A 17458-nucleotide genomic window follows, 5' to 3' on the forward strand; every position below is an offset into this window, starting at 1 on the left:
AAACGCGACGCCATGCGCCTACTCAAACGCTACCTCGCCCGAGAAATCTTCCCCATCCTCAACGCCATCCAACAACGCCACACCCCAACCCAAATCGCCGCTTGACATCAATAGGAGCATCGAGACCAGGCAAACCCACGAGTCCCTACAAAACCAGCTCCACCACCGCGCGCTCACCCGTGGGTCGCGCCACAACCTCAAACCCCGCGCCCACGAACAATGACACCGTCCCGTGGTACAAATCCGCAGCCGGCAACTTCGGCCGCTCGGCCGTGTCCACCGGGTACCCCTCGATCACCCGGGCACCCAGCCGCCTGGCCTGCTCGACCGCACCGGTCAACAACTCCGCCGCGATACCGTGCCGACGAAACCCGATCCGCACCACGAAGCAGGTGACCGCCCAGACCGAGGCGTCGTCGGCATCCTGCCGGCTGCCCTCGGTGACAACCTTCGCCCGTAGCAGCCGCGGGTAGTTGGGCCGGGGCTCGACCGCGCACCAGCCGACGGGTTCGCCGTTCTGGTAGGCGATCACGCCCGGTGCGGGATCATTGGTGCGCGCCTGCCCCTGCAGCAGCTTCTCGCACTGGTCGGGCTCCGCGGTCTCCCACTCCTTGCTGGGCAGCTTGAAGAACTGGCACCAGCAGCGGTGTGGGTCGCCGCGGTTGCCGAACACGGTGCGCACGTCGTCCCACGGAACCGTCTCCACGGATGCGATGGTGATCTCAGGGTTCGACACGCCTTCAAAGTACAACCTCGCGGGCCCGTGCGGGGGTTTGGGTACGAAATCCCTGCCCGCCGCCCGCCCGCGGGCCATGGCCGGCTCAGCGCGCGGTGGTCGGCTCCAGATCGGGCTCCACGCCGGCCGCGTCCCGGCCGGTGCTCTCGCTCGTGGTCCCGGCCGTGACGCCCGTCTCGTCGGGAGTGACGGCATCCGCATTGACGGCGTTGAGTTTTTCATCATCAGGCTGATCATCGGAGAGGTCCGCCTTCTCGTCGAGGGCATCCTGCGCCGGTTCCGCGTCGGTCACTCCAGCAACCACGCCCGCCGGGCGGACAATGACGTGCGCGGCAAGCGCGAGCAGGAGACCGAGCACGCCGGCGCCGATCAGAACGCTGCCGAGGGTGCCTCCGGACTGCGCCGAGAAGTAGGTGGCGTAATCCAGCGACCCTGAGGTGTAGAACTCGGCCTGCGCGGCGTTCGACGACGTCAACACCAGGTAGCCCACCGTGGTGACGATGAACCCGCCCAGCCACAGCAGCGCGAGGGGCACGTTGATTTTTGCCAGGAGGCCAGAGTCATTGCGAGACATGTTTTCCTTCGTTGGGGGAGCGGCCGATACCAGCCACGGGTCACGCTACGGAAACTGACGATGGATTGACTATGCACGGCCAGTGGGTTGGCCCGGGTGCCCTCCAAGTGCGGTGATTCCGTGCCCTCGCGCCGCCGGCATTGACCATTTTTCACCGGCGGCCCGAGTCTGACCCGCCTCCGACAGCTATTCGGGGCGCCAGCGGTGCACGAGCACCCCGCGAAGGCGGTAAGCTATCGGAGTTGTCTCCTGCTGGTTTTGTTCCTTGAAACCGTGTGGGAGCGGCGGGCTGTGGCGCAGCTTGGTAGCGCACTTGACTGGGGGTCAAGGGGTCGCAGGTTCAAATCCTGTCAGCCCGACCAAATGTCCCGGAAACTCAAGGGTTTCCGGGACTTTTTTGGTTAAGAGATTTGACTACCCCATCACAAACCCATCATTTACTCCTCTCCGGAGCCGCTGAGACGGCCTTCCTATCCGGGGCAGCGACGTCGTTTTCGGTCCATCCCGATCCTCCGGGATTGCGGTGCGCACCTCCTGGGTATGAGCATCCACGACGAATACCCAACCTCCTCCTCTACCGCCTCCACCGACGCCTGGGGCCTGGAACCCCTGATGGACATCAACGAGTTGGCGTCCTACCTGGGCATACCGATCTCCACCGTCTACGACTGGCGCGTGCACGGCAAAGGCCCAACCGCCTACCGGTTCGGCAAACACCTGAAGTTCGCCATCTCCGACGTGCGGGCCTGGATCGCCGAGCAGCGCGAACCCTCCAGCCCACCCCGGCGCACCGATCGGCGGTGAGCTGAGATGTCGCGGCCACGGTTGACGATCAGCACCTTCGGCGACATCACCATCCGGGTGACGCCGTCCGGCCGATTCGAAGCTCGGACCCGCTACCGGGACTGGGACGGTCAGACACGACAGGTTCAGGCCACCGGCGACACCGCCCGGGCTGCCGAGCGATCGCTGAAGAGCAAGCTCACGACGAGATACCTGCAGCAGCCCACGAACACGTCACTGACGCCGGACAGCTCGTTCAATGATTTGGCGACGTATTGGCTCGAGGACATCGACATGGAAAATCGAATCTCGAGGACGACCAGGAATCTGTATGAGCGCAACATGCGCACGCTCGTGCTCCCGGTGTTCCGCAGTCTCACGCTCCGCGAGATCGGTGTCGCTCGTTGCGATCACTTTATCAAGCAGCTGGCGAAGCTCTCTCACAGCCGCGCAAAGCAAGGTCGTGTCGTTCTGCGGCTTGCGCTTGAGTTGGCAGTGCGGCATGAGATTCTCCCCAGCAATCCGATGGACCACGTGTCCCGCCTGTACCGCGAGCCGCATCTCCCCGATGCGCTCACGGCCCCGGAGGTGAACGTGATCCGCGCGGCGATCGCCCAGTGGGAGAGCGCCGTCAATCACGTCTCCGGGCCCAAGCCCGACGGCCAGCTCAGTGCGATCATCGAGGTGATGCTCGGCACCTCAGCTCGGATCGGCGAGGTGCTGGCCATCCGGCGCCGGGACGTCGACATCACAAGCGCGATACCATCCATCCGCCTGGCCGGCACGATCGTCAGCCGGAACGGCGAGCAGACCTTCCGGCAGGACCATCCCAAGACCGCAAGGTCGCGTCGCGTTGTGGCACTACCCACGTTCACCGCCGACGCGGTTCGCCGAAGGCTCGCCAGAGTCGGCAGCATGGGTCTGGATGAACTGCTTTTTCAATCCCGGGACGGCACACCGCTGACCACCGCGAACGTGCGTCGACAATTGCGTCACGTGCTCGGGGGAGCAGGAATCGAGGGTGTGACCCCGCACATGTTCCGCCGCACGGTTGCGACCGCGGTCAACGCCAACGCCAACATCGAACTCGCCGCAGAGTTGCTCGGCCACACGGATACCAAGATCACGGTGCAGCACTACATTCAACGGAGCGAACTGGTGAACCCGGCGACCGCCGCGCTTCTCGACCGGGCATTCGCAAAAGACGAAGACTAGACACGGTGCCGTCACGGTGGGTGGTGGGTCGTGAGCCTCACGGTCGAGCGAGGGGTCAGGCGGGTGCTGTTGCGAATTCGGATTGCTTTGTGTCGCTGACCCCGGCACGAAGTTGAACCTATCTACGTCAGAGCGTTCAGGCTAACGTCCGGGATACAGATTAACTTCGGAAAACCAAAGGACGCCGATGTCCAATCAGCTTGGTGACAGTGACTCAGAGTTCAATGAACAACCCTTGCTTCTCAAGGAACTGATCGCGAAAGTACAGACCGACCTCATCCAGTCCCAACGCGAGCGGGAGGAACGAGGCGACCAAGCCATTTTTGAAGTGGCTGACCTTACGCTCGAAGTTCATTTCGTACTCCAGCGCAGCGGCGAAACAAGCGGCGGAATGGATCTGAAAATACTTACGGTGGGGGGGAAGAGCCAATATCAGCGCCAACAGGTTCATAAGGTGACGCTTCGCCTAGTCGGCGTGCCATTTGGCGCATCAGAAGGCCTTTCGGCATTTTCCGATGATTCCTTGCCCACGTTCCGACCAAGCGAGCATTGACGTGGCTGACGCTCGACTCCCGTCGGAGCCCAATACGTCAGTGTTGAACATTGACGATGCAGACATGACTACGCTCGCCGCCGCAGCGATCACCTCGGGTCGCATGGAAGTGGTGTCGTTAACGGCTACGTACGGGTTCACTCTCCAAGAACTGCAAGCGGCGACGTTTGGAAGTCGACCTGTAAAAACTTGGCTACATGAACACGTCCACGCCTACCAAGGGATGACGACGTCATACGGCTATTACACGACGATGCTGCGCTTGTACCAAAACACGCGTGTGGTCAGGATAATTCGGGAGATTGGATCAGCGTCCGCGCGACTCGAGCCCCCGTTGCTTGACCAAATACGCCGGCTCAAAGGACCGGCTCGGGGGCGCGCCCAGGAGAACGCACAGGCGTGGTACACCGTAGAGCTCCTGCTGATGTACCTAGAGGGCGACCTCGACCGCTATTCGCGGCTGGTCACTTCATCATCTGACGGGCGCTCATTCGCCGCTCTGTTCGCCGAAGTCGAGGAAAACATGATCGCCTATTTTAAGGCGGATCTGCACAACATCTGCCCCGCCACGACGAGTCCGTTGCTTCGCGAAGATCGGATGCTAGACGAGCAGATTCTTTCCTGGAAGTTTTGGGTAGATGACGGGGGCGGAGACGTTCGAAGCGTCCTGGAAAGCGGCGCTCTGGCGACGGAGTGGTGGCGGGCATGGCCGAGCACTTTCGAGGAACTCAAATCCTCCATGCCGAGCATCAATCTGTACTCGAGGTGGATTCATCATGCACTGAAAGTGCTTGATGCACCGGACCCTCGATCTCTTCTTCTCACGTACTCCGCGTTGGTTGACTTGGCGCTAAACCCTCCTATTTTGCCCCACCACGCCGACTTGAGGGCGCCCGGAATGCTCTCGGGTGATATGAACCCTTTCTGGCGGCTTATCACCAGCATGCAAATGGTGAGCAGTGCAGGCGTCCCAATCATTAGAGACCTTGAACGTGACTACATTCGTTTCAATCAGTCACTTTGCGATTTGCTTGGCTGGCCAACTCCGATGACCATCGCGGCCGCGTCCAGTGAACGCCTCCCGCATGCACTTCACATGCCTGACCCGATGACAGCAAACTACAGCCTGGCTTCTTTCTTGCGGGGCCAGGACCCGGTGGTTTTCCTCGATATGGATGTGTGGTGGGATAGCTCCGAACCGGCGAAGGCGTTTTGCGGCAAGTTCACCCATCCGGTAGTGCAACTCGCTGGCGACGGCGCATTCTTTTCCTCTACACCGCAGGATTCCATCACCTACGTTGAGCAATTCCTTCTGCACCGATACTTCAACCAGATCATGGCGTCGAGAACGCGGCCCCTGCCGCCCATCGAACTGCCCTTCAACGCGATCCAAGGCGAAGTCGATATATACACATCAAAGATGGAACAGACGATCCGTCGTCGTACGGGCCTCATGCATCCGCAGGTTCGGTTAGCGGCGGGCGCTGTACGAGCGCATATGGAGTAGCAAACCGGTGCGTCTCGTTGAAATCAAGGAGATTCGGCGCGTGCATAGAACGCCGCCTCGGCCGCGCGCCGCCTGGCGACGTCATCGACGACGAACTGCACGAAGTCCTCATCGCGATCGCTGATCACGATGTCGTCGACAGCATCCGCCGGCGGCTCTCCTGGCCACGAAATTTGACGCGTCGGACGGTCGCGATCGAGGCGCGTGCCCGATGTCGCAACCCAGTCGTGGAGGCGCTGGCGGGCATCCGCAAAGTCTCGGTGCCATCCGAATGGGGCCGAGCCGTGCTGGTCGGGGTCGTAGGCGCAGAGCCAGTGTAGGTGGAGTGCGGAGAGTTCCCAGACGAGTTCGGGGTGGCGATGCCAGAAGGGTGGCACGACGGATGCGGGGAGCCCGTAGGTCCGTCGTAACCAGTTCACCCAACGGTTGAGTTCGATCCACTCCGTTTCGGCGTCGTCTGCGCTGAGGAGATTCCAGTTGATGGGATGCGGCGGCTCTGCCGAGAGTGGCCCGTCGAGTTCGTCTTCGCCCAATGAGGCTCCCTGGTCGCTGGACGCCCAGTCGACCAGGGACGCTGTCATCGTTGGCCTCACATTCCGAGCGCGGCGGAGCCGGCACGGGCGTGCTCCGCCTCGAGCAAAACTGCCTTCTGGGTGGCTAGAGCATCCCGTTCGGTGCCTGCAGCTGAGCGGCGGGTGCGGTCGACGTCGTAGTTGGTGCGTGCGAGGTCGTGGCCGATCTTCTTCGCGACGAATTCCTCTCGATTGATGACCTCACCGTCGCGCTCAAACTGAAAGTTGCGCGCATAGCCTTCGGCGACGAAACTGTCGCCCTTTGCAAACCTTGTCAGTGCCCGGTCGGCGGTGGCGCGATAGGCGACGAGGTCGTGGAAACTTGGCTCGAGAACGGTGAAGCTGCCGCTGTCTTCGCGACGGAAGTGCGGCTGGCCGACGCGCACGTAGAAGCGGGTTTCACCGTTCTCGGTCACCGATTGCTGCGGGTCCGAGGCAATGAAACCGGATAGCGATTGCTGGGTGTGAAGTGTCATGGGACTCAACCTCCTGTGATCTGGGCGGACCGTCGTGATCCGCGTTCACTACGAGGTGCGCCGCGCGCCCCCCCAGACGCGACATAGCGGCCTGGTCGGGACCCAAGCCTCATTCCGCTGGGCTGACCGGGTGCTCCTCGGGCTCGTCACGAGTGGGTGCGCGCATTAATGCTTCGATGTCCGCCCGGTATTCCCGCAGCTCCTTGGCATCGGGACGTGAGGTCCACATTCTCAGGCTCGCGACAACGGGCGGGGCCGCGCGCAGCATGATCAGGCCCGTGCCGAACGGGAGGGTGCGGATCGTGTCCGGCGGCATGATCGCGACGCGACGGATCGAGCGCTGCGCTGAGCGTGAACCCCGATCGCCGATTGTTGTCGAGTCGGTCGACTCGTCGCGGTCTCCGATTAGCGTCGAGAGGTCCTGTAGGTCGCGGGAATTGGATGCTCCGCCGAGCACGATCTTGACGATCGAGGAGTCCCAGATGGTGCCGGCTGCGTTGTCGCTCCACTTCGTGCGTGCCTGAGCGAGTGATTGCAGCACGGGCATGGTTGTGATGCCGGTGCCGCCGCCCTCGGCCATGAGAGTGGGGAGGGAGGGGAGTGGCGCGAGGTTGCCGATCTCGTCGAGAGCGAGCAGCAGCGGCGGGTCGAGCCTGGCGCCCGCGCTTCGTGCGGCGATGCGGCGGGCGGTCTCGACGAGGTCCTCGACGAGCGCCGATACGAGTGCGGCGGAGTTGTTCGAGCCGGCGCCGGTTGCCAGGAGGTACAGGGTGCCGTTGCTCCGCAAGAATCCTTCCGGGTCGAACGCTTCGCCCTCGCTCGGTGAGACGGCATCCAGCACGCGGGGGTCAGCCAGTGCGCCCAGCGAGAGGGAGACCCCTTGCCAGATGGAGTCGCGGGTCCGGGGGTCGGCCTCGAGCATGGCTTGCAGGGAGTCGCCCCAGCCGGTGGCCGCGGCTGGGGTGCTCAGCAGGATGGAAACCGCGTCGTGCGCGGCGGCAGGATCAAGGGTCCAGCGAAACAGCTCGGCGGGTGTGCAGCGGTCAAGCGCTGCAGCGTGCAGTAGCGACTGCAAGGCCGTGCGTGTCTTGGCCTCCCAGAACCCGCCGCCGTCAACGCCGCCTGCGGCCAGTCCGGTTCCGGCTGCCAGCCCCGCCGCGCGGATCATCGCCGTGAGTGGGTCCTCGCAGCCGCGGATCGGCGACCAGCGGAGTCCCACCGGAATGCCCGGTGCAAGCTGCTGGGGGTCGAATACCGCCACGGGCCCCAGTCGTTGCCGGGCACGCAGCGTGGTGGTGAGGTTATCGGGGCGGGTTGAGGTGGTCACGACGGGGCCGGGGGCGTCAAGGATGGCGTTAATGACAATGTGCGCCCCCTTTCCCGAGCGCGGTGGGCCGATGACCAGGATCGAGTCTTCGACGCTCGCCCAGACCGTGGTGTTGTGGGATCGGCCGATTTGGTAACCGACATCGCCGGGGGTGGCGCTGGTGAGAGAGGGCCTCAGGTGAGCCGCGCGCTTCAGGAGTGCCTGGTGCGATGCGGCTCGGGTTACTTCGGCACGGGTGGCGATGCCGGGGATACGGTGCGGGTCGACTTTTGCTGCGCGGCCCGTGCCCCTGAACATCCGCCACAGCCAGATGGCCGCAGCCACGGCGACACTGAGCAGCAGGATCGTCGTGAGCCAGTACGCAACCGGGTTCAGGCCCGGTGCTTGCAGGGCCGCCGAGGGGGTGTCTGGGTTGAGGAGCACGGCGAGTCCGGCTTCGGGTCCGCCGGCTGGTTGTTCCTGTCTCGTCGCCCAGGCCGCGATAGCACCCGCGGCTCGGAGCAGGAGGGCAAACGCGGACACACCGATCAGGATGCCGATGCCGAGGTTGGCCAGCTCGTCGCCGAGCGTGGCCTGCGGTCGTGGTGTGCTCATCGAGACTGTCCGTTCGGTGGAGATCGGTTAGAACCGTAGATCCGGACCGGTCCGGCTGAATCGTCGCGTGGGGGAGTACGCGAAGGTCCGGTCACCGGAGAAGCCGGCCGTGGAGTCGAGCAGGTCGGTGACATCCTGCGCGTCGATGACGAGGCTCGCGATTCCCTCTTGGACCAGCCGGTGGCAGCCGGCGCTCGCCGGGCTCGTCACCGGTCCAGGAACGGCGCCAACCGGCCGGCCCAGGGAGTGCGCCTGCCCGGCGACGTTCAGCGAGCCGGATCGATGCCCTGCCTCGACGATGACCGTCGCGGCGGAGAGGGTCGCCAGAATCCGGTTTCGTTGGAGGAAGCGCCACCTTGTGGGGGTGGAGCCGGGCGGTAGTTCGCTCACGAGCAGTCCGCCGCTCTGTTCGATGCGCTCGAAGAGTTGCTCGTGGCCGACCGGGTAGACCCGGTCGAGGCCTCCGGCGAGCACGGCGACCGTTGAACCGGGATTGGCGACGGTGGCTGCTCTATGTGCTGACCCGTCGATGCCGTAGGCGCCTCCGGAGAGGATGACGCGGCCCTGGGAGGCGAGTTCTGAGGCGAGCTCGGTCGCCACTTGGCTGCCATACGCCGTCGCGGCTCGGGCGCCGACGATGGTGACTCGACCGGGGAGAGGAACCGAGAGGCGACTCGGGTCGCCCTTGAGCCAGAGTGCGATCGGCGCGGTCGTGCCCAGCTGCTGCAGTTCGCCAGGCCAGTCGATGTCCTCTGGTGTCAGCAGTCTCAGGTCGTGGCGTTCCATATCGGCCTGGATCCGTTCGATCTGACCGGGGTTGATTCGCGGGGCTAAACGTCGTCGCCACAGCTCACCCTCAGCGGGGTCGACGCCGTTCGGAAGTCGAACGCCTGAGGTGATGAGGCTCACTGTCTCCGCTGCGCCGAGCCTTGAGACCAAGGTTCCCGTGATGATGTCGCCCGGTTCGGACAGCGCCGCGAGGGTCATCCTGGCTTCTCGTTCCTGACTCATACTCTCGGCCATTACAAGGCCTCCTCGCTCTAAATGGATGTCGCGCTTCGGGTCACGCATCTCGGCTACTGACCTGAGGTCATCCGTGCGGTCGTGTCGAAGATCTCGAGCTCATCGGGGTGCAGCTGGTGCTGCACGACGAAGCTGCGATCCTTGATTCGCCAGAGGCCCTGTCCGGTGCCCAGTGCGGGCAATAAGTTCTGCTCGGTTCGGCTGAGGCCGAGTGCGCTTGCCGTGGATCCGAGCTGGTCCGGTTCCTGGCGGTAGACGATGCGAGTCTCCGCATTCGCTAGAAGCGACGACGCGAGTGCGCGCATCGCGGATCCCGAGTCGCCGACGTTGTCGAGGTCGCTGAGCTTGTGGAAGACGAGCATGTTCGCAATCCCGAAGTGCCGGGCCAGGCGCCACTGCGCATCCATGCGGCGAAGGAGCGCCGGATACGCCATGAGCCGCCAGGCCTCGTCGTAGATGACCCACCGCTGGCCGCCGGCCGGGTCGGCGAGCGCGGACTCCATCCACGCAGATGAGCAGGTCATCAGCACCGAGATAAGCGTGGAGTTCTCGGCCACGCGCGACAGGTCGAGGGAGACCATCGGCAGGGAGGGGTCGAAGCGCACGGTGGACGGTCCATCGAAGAGGCCGGCGAGGTCCCCGGCAACCAGGCGTCGCAGCGCATGGCCGACGAGACGCCCATCCTCCGCGAGCCGGCCCTCGTCGTCCTCGGGGTTCGGGGCGAGGATGCGATCGACCACCATGGGCAGGATCGGCACTTCAGCGCTCCGAACGGTATCCGCCAGTGCAAGGTCGATCGCCGTGTGCTCGAGCGGGCTGAGCGTCCGATCGAGTACAGTCTCGGCGAGTGCGCCGATCAGGTCACGACGCCGCGAGGCCAGCTGTGCCGACCACTCGGCATCCGATGCGGATGCCGCCCGGTGACCTTCGTCGAGCGGGTTTAGTCGGTTGCGTAGTCCGTGGCCGAGGATGATTGCCTTGCCGCCGACGGCCTCAGCGACGGCGGTGTGCTCGCCTTTCGGGTCGCCGGGAACGTAGACGCGTCGACCGAAGGGGAGCGAGCGGGTGTACAGCGACTTTGCCAGTGAGGACTTGCCGGAGCCGACGATGCCGGCGAGCACGATGTTCGGCGCGGTGATCATCCCCTGTTGGTAGAGCACCCAGGGGTCGTAGACGAAGGAGCCACCCGAATAGAGGTCCTGCCCGACGAAGACGCCGGCCGATCCCAGTCCGGCCTCAGCGAGAAACGGGTAGTGGCCGGACAGCGTCGCGGAGGTGTCCTGGTGTTTGGGCAGCCGGAGGCGTCCGGGCATCCGCAGTTGCGCGGAACCCGACTCACCGGCGGCGGACAGGTAGGCCCCCGATCGCGCCTCGTCCCGCTCGGTGAGCCATCGCGTGCGCGCCTCGAGATGCTTCGCCTTCTGAGCATCCGCTTCGATCTTCGCGGCAGCTCGCCGGCGAGCTCGACGGTCGCGGTGCAGCTCGCCGTGCGGCTCGACCAGCGTCGTCGTGTGTAGCCGCTCATTCACCCTCGCGTTGTTCACAGTGCCACCCTGTGCCCTGCGTGATGTGCTGACCGGTCACGTTTGGCAACCCAGGTTTCGGCAACGTCCGGATGCGCCCGAGAAGTCTGAATGGCTGACGCCCTGGACGCCGGGACAAGTTCTGATTCAGAATCGGCCGGATGCCGACGCAACAGCGATACGTAACCGAACGTTGTGCTGTACGTCAGCGCGTAGGTCGAGCCGTCGCTCTCGATGGTTCGGTCGGTCGATCCAGCCGGGATGCGGTCGTAGACGTACCCGTTTTCGAGCGCGGCATCGGTTGTCTCCTCGCCGTAGTCCCAGTGCCGCAGGTGCTCGATTGCCGCGGTGACTCCGTCTCGGTCGATCATGGCGAGCACCTCCTCGGCTTCGTCTCCCTGCAGGAAGGTGACGCTGATCCATCGGGATGCTGGTGAATTCGGGTGGGTGTAGAACATGTCGGCTCCAATCGGGATGCTGTGAAGGACAGGTGCGCACCGCTCACACGCTGCGGCACAGAGGCAGAGCCGCGGCCGTGAAGGCTTGTGCCTGCTGGCCGACCAGCCGTCGTGTTTCGCACGAGCTCTGGATGGCGGCTTGCTCAATCGACGCCACAGCGGCATCGAGCTCGTCGACGGTAGGCGCGGTCACGCATACGAGACCGGTTGCGCGCAAAACGCCGTGACCGGCCGTAAGGTCCGCCTCCTGATGCATCAGGTCCTCGTACTCCGCCGTCGCGCCGGCATCCTCGATCTGACCGATACGCCGGCGCTGGTGGGCGTCGCTGATCAGCTCGGTCTTCTTCTTGCGTAGGTCGCGCGCTGCTTGATCCGCGCGCACGGGCAGGTAGTGCAGCGACACGGTTCGAAGGATGCCGTTGGTGAAGACCAGGGGTAACAGGAAGCCGGGGAATACCTGAGATCTGGGCCATTCGCTAATCCAGAGCACCGCGTGGAAGGCACTGTCGGTGCGAAGACGATCCCAGCTCTCGGCGACGGAGACCGGGCCGGCGGTGTCGAGAGCACGGCCGATGTCGGGATGGCGTTCCAGGTCGACGCCGACGGCAGGGTCGTAAGCAGTTCGCAGGGTCATCGCGAGCTCGTCGGCAGTCAACCAGCCTCCGACAGTGAGGTCCGCTGCCCGCAGCGCCTGGGTCAGGGCCGTCATTTCCTGGCGAAGCACCGCCGCCCCGCCGCGCATCCCACCGCCCTGCGTGCGGACCTGTCGGGAGGCCGCGGTGAGATCGAGGGAAAGCGCGATCGTCGTCGCATGACGCTCACCCGCAGGCCCGGCACGTTCGATGAGCTCCCGGTAGGTGGATGCGGCCCAGCTGTCGTCATTGAGGCCGTGCCGCTCCCACCACTCGGCCAGCCCGGTGCCGGAATCAGGCAGGGTGCGCTCCGACACCTGTAGCCGCGCGATTCGCCCCGACCTGCACGCACCGGCCAGTACCCGCCCCCACCCCGCCACGCGCCGATGCTGCTCGCCAGGGTCAAGCAGCGCGAATGCCGGGTGCGACACCGCCACGACCGCGGTAAGGGTCTTCGCATGCGGGTCGTGAATCATGACCGCCCCTGACTCGGGATCATTCCATTCGCGCAGCGCGGCCGCGTCGCCCGGAAGCGACAGGGTCCCAATCGGACGCGGTCGCACGATTTGCCGCCGATAGGTCAACTGCTCATGGGCAGCACGCCATACCCATCGACTGACGATCGGCGCCCATTCGACGATCTTTCGGCCGCCAATCGGGATACTGGCAATCACCACCGCGGTACCCCAAATAGGGCTCGTCCAGGCAACGCCCGCGGCGCCCGCTGTGTAGAGCGCGGTGACGATGGTGAGCGTTCCGATTGACAGGGCAACCAGTTGCGGAACTGAAAGACCGAGAAGGATGCCCCGCTTGGTCAGTCGTGAGAACTGCACTGGCGCCAGCTGGTATTCGGCGCGGTTCTTGTCAGTGTCCATGACTACACGTCCTTCTTTGCTGATCGGACTGTGGGGGAGGCAGAATCCGGTGCAGACGCGGGCGGCCTTGGTCGCGGTGGCCTGGGTGCCGGGGGAGAGGCGCTCGGCAGGGCCGACTCACCGGTGGACTGCATATGAGCGTCTGCTGTTTGCCCGACCGCAGAACCGACCTTCGGGCCGGCCTTCGCCGCGGCCGTTGCAACAGTCGCGCTCGCCGCGACACCCGCGGCGGCCACACCCGCTCCGGCACCCGCGCCCCCGCCGGCGGTGCCAGCCTTGGCGGATAGGCCCGTGCTCGAGGCTGATGTGGGGCCAGGTCCACCGCCGTTCGGTGCGGCCTTCGGAGCCGGACCGCCTTGCGCTGACGGGCCACTCCCAACATCGCCACTTGGCCCAAGGATCTTCTTCGCTCCTTCCGCCATCGGTGCGTTCGGCACAGGGACGGGCCGGTTCATGGCCGACTTCGCCTCCTGCTCGGTCGACATGGCGTGATGAATATCGAGCCCAACAAAGCTCAGGAACTTGTACGTAATGTACGGCGCGAATGCGGCGATGAACATCAAGACGATCCCGGCGATCGGATCGCTCACGGATGCCAGATCCGCATCGATCGGTGCCGCGACCTGCGCGACCGCCACCAGAAAGATCACGACGAGTACCAGTTTCGACAGGATCAGGGCAATCACGAACGCAACCCATTTCGTGAACCAACCCTTGGCGGCATCCCAGGTCGCGCCCGCCAGCGCTATCGGCCCGAAGACAATGGCCACCAGCAGCAGTGCCTTGCGGATGAGGAGCGAGAACCAGACGATCGCCGCGGCGCTGATCGCAAGCGCGGACAGGAAGATCGTCACAATGACACCGACACCGGGGGCGCCGAGGTTGAGCGCGGCGAGGCCCGCAGGTAGGAGCGCGATCCGGTTGCCCATCCCCTCCATCGTGTTGCCGCTGGCGTGGACGATCCCGATCGTCAACTGATCGGTGATCTCCAGGAGAAGGCCTGTGATAGCGATGATCACGAACGATCCGAGCACCGACTTGGCGACACCGATCGCGGCTCGGGAGAGCGCCGTCGGGTCGCGGTGAACGAGCCCAGTGATGAGTTGTAGGCAGAAGAACACCAGTGTGACGAAGACCGCGACACCGAAGAGCACGTTGTAGACATCGATGTACGCCGGATCGGTGAGGTCCACGAGCGTTGTCGAGTCGAAAGCGGCCCAGACGGATTCGAAGAGCCAGGCCGCGGCGGAGCCCATCGCGTTCGCAAGCCAATCGAACGGCGCCGCGACCAACGATGCAGCGCCTTCCCCGACGGTGCTGCAGACCTCCGCAATCACCGGCACGTCGCACACGCTCATCCGAGGACCCCGCTCACGTAGGAATCGGGGTCAGACGGCTTGGCCGACGTTCCAGAAGAAGTTGACCAGAGTGACGGATGCGCCAGCGATAATCGCAGCGCCGCACGACACGAGAACGCCGAGTTTGCCTCGGGATGCGAGGTGAGGGTTGGACGAGTTGGCTCCGAAGCCCCAAACGATCGCCGAAATGATCAAGGCGAGCACGCTCAGGATCAGGCCAACTGTCATCACCGCACCGACGATGATTCGCAACTGCTCGATTCCGGGAAGCCCCGTCCCGTTCGGATTGATGTCGATCACAGTTGGCTCCCTCGGTCGTTTGATGCGTACGACAGCTAGGAGCGCACAGTATCCCCGAGTTTGCTCAGGTGGATGCCGAGCCCATACAGGTCCCGTTGCTCTTCCACAGCCACGAGAACGGCGAGCAGTCTCAGTGAATCGTGCGGTACGCCCAGGCTCCTGACCGGCCAGAAAGAAATACCGACGGCCTCCAGGTAGTGGCGAGGCCTTCGAGGAAATCGGGGGGTATGGGCTTTTGCGGCTGCCCGATCGTGTAACCAGCGCTCGCGAAAAGGGCTTGGGCATCTAGGGATGAGGCATACGCCGTCACTGATCGGGCGTGCCTCCGATGGTCCGCCAGGAGAACATCGTGCAGGGCTGCAATGAGGGCCGCACCGATACCATTCTCTCGATGGGTTGGTGCTACGGCAATGTACTCGATCTTCGTACAATTCTGAACAATCTTCGTGAACAGTGCTAATCCTCCCACCACCGGAAAGCCACGCTGAATGGTATCCGCTAAATGCTCAGCTTCGCCCGGTACTCCGGCGTGGATAACCCCAACCAGGTGGTGGCCATCGTAGGCGCCAAGCCATACCGGGTCAGGGAAGGAGTTGGGCATCAATGACTTGGCGATGGGACGGCCTGCCGAGGCAGTGATTCGTGCTGCCGAGGCAGAGTCAATGTTCGCCGCGAGTAATCTGACAGCTCTTGTCTTCTGATGCTCGACAATTGATCTGATCTGTACGCCTGCTGTCTGGTGTTTGCTCACAGGGTTGTCTCTTTTAATCTGACCTGACTATTTCCTTTATTGGACGTTGCGGCACGCATGAATTGCGTCGATGAGTGCCCTGAGTTGAGGCTGGGTTCGGTTAGCCACAGCATGGACGACGTCCACGCGTGCGCGAGCATAGCCTTCTGCTGAAGCGCGTGGCGGCTCGTTGTTTGAGCCGTGATGAATGACAGCCACGTTGGCAGTTCAGTTTCGATGTCAGCCCCAATTCGTGTAGTTGTGACGCACCCTAGTGCGCTTTCCCAACTTGGACGGCGGCGGCGTCGACACGGCGGCGTCGACACGGCGACGCCCATTGGCTGCCAATAGTTCACGGTTATGGCGGCCCTCGGCGAGATTGAACCCAAATCCAGTCAAGTGCGTGTGGTCGATTCGTTCGCAGAAGGCCGTGGAGACTGACCGTCAGAGAGTCGAACCAACGTCGAGCAGGAAGTTGACCCAGGCGACGCCGCCGCCCGCGAGGGCCGCTGCTCCGCAGGCGACCCACACCCCCATCCGTGCCCGGGTGGCGGTCTGAAAGTTACCGTTCGCCGAGGCGAGAGCCCAGGTGACCCCGCTGATGATCATCATGAGCACTGCCATGATGAGCACGAAGGTCAGCAGAGCGCCGACGATACTCTGCAATTCCGCAATCAGTGGCGGTCACGTCGATGTCGACGACGTCGATTCCCGACCTGCCGCCCGTTGGTATCCCGATGTTCGCGCCGGCCCACCGAGCCCACCAGGTTCGCACCTGGCTGATGTCGCAGCTCGCATCGTGAAAGCCCGCCGGCGTCAGTGGGCGCTTGCCGCCCGTCGCGCACGGAAAGACAGGGGTGCCCGCCCGGGCGAAGGCAAGCGCGGCGTCCCGCACGGGGAGTCCGGCTGTGGCCATGAGCACCGCAGCGATACTCATCAGAGGCTCCGGGCCACGAGCCGCTCGATCGGCAAGGCGGCTGGGGCCGTCGCTCCGGTGGTCAGATTCTGGGTTGGCTGTGACCGATCGAATTCTGGGGGATCGCCGGCCCCGATCTGGTCCGTCTGAAGCTGGTCGAGGATCACCACGGCTGCGCGACGAACGCGTTCGCCCGTCTCCAAGGCCACTTCGGATGCGGTCTTGCCCTCCACCGAGCTGGCCCAGGAGGACACATACGGAATCGTGTAGTCGCTCGTATCCATCCCGTGTGCCGCGCCAATCATCAGGGCGACCGACTCTGCCTCGACCTCGCCGATTCCGCGGTGCGAGACCGTGCCGGCGTCGGGTGCGTGTAGGTGAATGTGTGCAAGTTCGTGCGCGAGTGTCTTCACCTGGGCCGCGGCATCCATATCGGCGCGCACCGAGACCGTCCGACGTTCGAAGTCGGTGAGTCCGTTCGCGCCGCCGAGCGCGGCAGCATCCGGTGCCGTCGAGAGGGCGAAGCCCGCGTTATGCACGATTGCTGCAAGGCCAGCCCAGAGGCCTCTGGGGGCTTCGCCGGTGAGAAGTGCCGGGGCGGGACGTTCAGGGATCAGTGAGCCGTCGGTTTGCGAGACGTCCCACACGTAGGCCGCCCTGACGCCGATCATTCGCTGGCGGACGACCTCACCCGCGCGAGGGCGTTCGTTGCGGTCGAGCCTTCGCCATGAGCCTGCGTCGGTGGGGGAGGAGGTTGCGAAGCGTGCGGTGAGGGGCGCGAGAATCAGGTACCCCTTCTGGCCGGCGACGACGCGGCGCCCGAGCGTCTGCCACTGCTTGAATCCGGCGACGTAGGTCGGGAGTGCGCCTGGAACGAGGCCGTGTTCGTACGCGGCCGCATGTTGCGTCCAGATCAGGAGCGTGTTGTTGAAAGATCGTGTTCGGAACCGGGCAGCGAACTCGAGCGCTTTTTTCCACTCGTCACCGGTGACCAGTGCCTCGACGGAGGAGACCAGTTGTTCGTGGAGTTCCGTGAGCTTGGCATCCCGGTCCTGTCGCAACTGCGGCTTCGTTGACACAGCGATCACCTTTCCGATTAGCTGCCACGCCCGCACGGGTGGCTGACACAGAGGTGCGCCTGGCCACGCCAGGGTGCGCGGCGAGGCAACAACGCATTGAGCATGCTCAAATTCCGTTCAAGATTCGTTTTACCACCCGATTTGAGCATGCGCAATCCTTGCGTTGGTCATGCTCAACGAGTAGATTGGGCACTCTCAATGACCCGAGCATCCGTTCGCCATAAATG

General features: G+C 64.1%; 19 protein-coding genes and 1 tRNA gene. 5 read left to right on the top strand and 15 right to left on the bottom strand.

Features of this window, described 5'->3' with window-relative positions:
• Positions 1–145: 145 nt before the first annotated feature.
• Both QMG61_RS10365 and QMG61_RS10370 read right to left on the bottom strand, forming a co-directional pair.
• Positions 146–736 (bottom strand): GNAT family N-acetyltransferase, encoded by a 591-nt coding sequence (locus QMG61_RS10365; protein WP_283494255.1) that lies wholly within the window; start codon positions 734–736, stop codon positions 146–148.
• An 85-nt stretch (positions 737–821) separates the two neighbouring features.
• Positions 822–1310: a hypothetical protein gene (locus QMG61_RS10370; RefSeq protein WP_283494256.1), complete on the bottom strand. Its 489-nt coding sequence runs from the start codon at positions 1308–1310 to the stop codon at positions 822–824.
• Positions 1311–1595: 285 nt separating this feature from the next.
• Between QMG61_RS10370 and QMG61_RS10375 the strand changes: the two genes are divergently transcribed.
• The 5 genes from QMG61_RS10375 to QMG61_RS10395 all read left to right on the top strand — a co-directional run bounded on the left by QMG61_RS10375 (position 1596) and on the right by QMG61_RS10395 (position 5368).
• Positions 1596–1672 (top strand) — tRNA-Pro (locus QMG61_RS10375).
• 178 nt (positions 1673–1850) lie between these two features.
• A complete protein-coding gene (locus QMG61_RS10380; protein WP_283494257.1) occupies positions 1851–2114 on the top strand; it encodes a helix-turn-helix domain-containing protein in 264 nt (87 codons plus the stop codon).
• 6 nt (positions 2115–2120) lie between these two features.
• Positions 2121–3308 carry a tyrosine-type recombinase/integrase gene (locus QMG61_RS10385; protein WP_283494258.1) on the top strand — a complete coding sequence of 396 codons (1188 nt, stop codon included), beginning with the start codon at positions 2121–2123 and terminating at the stop codon, positions 3306–3308.
• A gap of 187 nt (positions 3309–3495) precedes the next feature.
• Entirely contained in the window at positions 3496–3861 is a 366-nt protein-coding gene (locus QMG61_RS10390) for a trypco2 family protein (protein ID WP_283494259.1), read from the top strand.
• 64 nt (positions 3862–3925) lie between these two features.
• Positions 3926–5368, top strand: coding sequence for a hypothetical protein (locus QMG61_RS10395; RefSeq protein ID WP_283494260.1), 1443 nt, complete (start codon positions 3926–3928; stop codon positions 5366–5368).
• Positions 5369–5391: 23 nt separating this feature from the next.
• Here the strand turns inward: QMG61_RS10395 and QMG61_RS10400 are convergent, their stop codons facing one another.
• The 13 genes from QMG61_RS10400 to QMG61_RS10455 form a co-directional block, all read right to left on the bottom strand.
• Positions 5392–5949: a hypothetical protein gene (locus QMG61_RS10400; protein WP_283494261.1), complete on the bottom strand. Its 558-nt coding sequence runs from the start codon at positions 5947–5949 to the stop codon at positions 5392–5394.
• Positions 5950–5957: 8 nt separating this feature from the next.
• Positions 5958–6416 carry a single-stranded DNA-binding protein gene (locus QMG61_RS10405; RefSeq protein WP_283494262.1) on the bottom strand — a complete coding sequence of 153 codons (459 nt, stop codon included), beginning with the start codon at positions 6414–6416 and terminating at the stop codon, positions 5958–5960.
• A 109-nt stretch (positions 6417–6525) separates the two neighbouring features.
• A complete protein-coding gene (locus tag QMG61_RS10410) occupies positions 6526–8337 on the bottom strand; it encodes a type IV secretory system conjugative DNA transfer family protein (RefSeq protein ID WP_283494263.1) in 1812 nt (603 codons plus the stop codon).
• Positions 8338–8364: 27 nt separating this feature from the next.
• Positions 8365–9360, bottom strand: a complete 996-nt coding sequence (gene dprA, locus QMG61_RS10415) for a DNA-processing protein DprA (RefSeq protein WP_283494264.1) — start codon at positions 9358–9360, stop codon at positions 8365–8367.
• Positions 9361–9413: 53 nt separating this feature from the next.
• On the bottom strand, positions 9414–10889 hold the full coding sequence (locus QMG61_RS10420) for a putative type IV secretion/conjugal transfer ATPase (protein ID WP_283494265.1): 1476 nt from the start codon (positions 10887–10889) through the stop codon (positions 9414–9416).
• A gap of 11 nt (positions 10890–10900) precedes the next feature.
• Positions 10901–11341 carry a hypothetical protein gene (locus QMG61_RS10425; RefSeq protein WP_283494266.1) on the bottom strand — a complete coding sequence of 147 codons (441 nt, stop codon included), beginning with the start codon at positions 11339–11341 and terminating at the stop codon, positions 10901–10903.
• A gap of 43 nt (positions 11342–11384) precedes the next feature.
• Entirely contained in the window at positions 11385–12848 is a 1464-nt protein-coding gene (locus QMG61_RS10430) for an SCO6880 family protein (protein ID WP_283494267.1), read from the bottom strand.
• Positions 12849–12850: 2 nt separating this feature from the next.
• A complete protein-coding gene (locus tag QMG61_RS10435; protein WP_283494268.1) occupies positions 12851–14206 on the bottom strand; it encodes a TrbL/VirB6 family protein in 1356 nt (451 codons plus the stop codon).
• 30 nt (positions 14207–14236) lie between these two features.
• On the bottom strand, positions 14237–14506 hold the full coding sequence (locus QMG61_RS10440; RefSeq protein ID WP_134406187.1) for a DUF6112 family protein: 270 nt from the start codon (positions 14504–14506) through the stop codon (positions 14237–14239).
• A gap of 130 nt (positions 14507–14636) precedes the next feature.
• A complete protein-coding gene (locus tag QMG61_RS17520) occupies positions 14637–15107 on the bottom strand; it encodes a GNAT family N-acetyltransferase (RefSeq protein ID WP_502847029.1) in 471 nt (156 codons plus the stop codon).
• A 573-nt stretch (positions 15108–15680) separates the two neighbouring features.
• Complete coding sequence (locus QMG61_RS10445; protein WP_502847028.1) at positions 15681–15902, bottom strand: DUF6112 family protein; 222 nt, start codon at positions 15900–15902, stop codon at positions 15681–15683.
• Positions 15799–16173 carry a bifunctional DNA primase/polymerase gene (locus tag QMG61_RS10450; protein ID WP_349358298.1) on the bottom strand — a complete coding sequence of 125 codons (375 nt, stop codon included), beginning with the start codon at positions 16171–16173 and terminating at the stop codon, positions 15799–15801. Before QMG61_RS10450 ends, QMG61_RS10445 begins: the two co-directional genes overlap by 104 nt.
• Positions 16173–17231, bottom strand: coding sequence for an ArdC-like ssDNA-binding domain-containing protein (locus QMG61_RS10455; protein WP_283494269.1), 1059 nt, complete (start codon positions 17229–17231; stop codon positions 16173–16175). The genes QMG61_RS10450 and QMG61_RS10455 overlap by 1 nt, the downstream gene beginning before the upstream one ends.
• Positions 17232–17458 lie beyond the last annotated feature (227 nt).

It is taken from the genome of Cryobacterium sp. PH31-AA6 (assembly GCF_030063195.1).
Lineage (GTDB): Bacteria > Actinomycetota > Actinomycetes > Actinomycetales > Microbacteriaceae > Cryobacterium.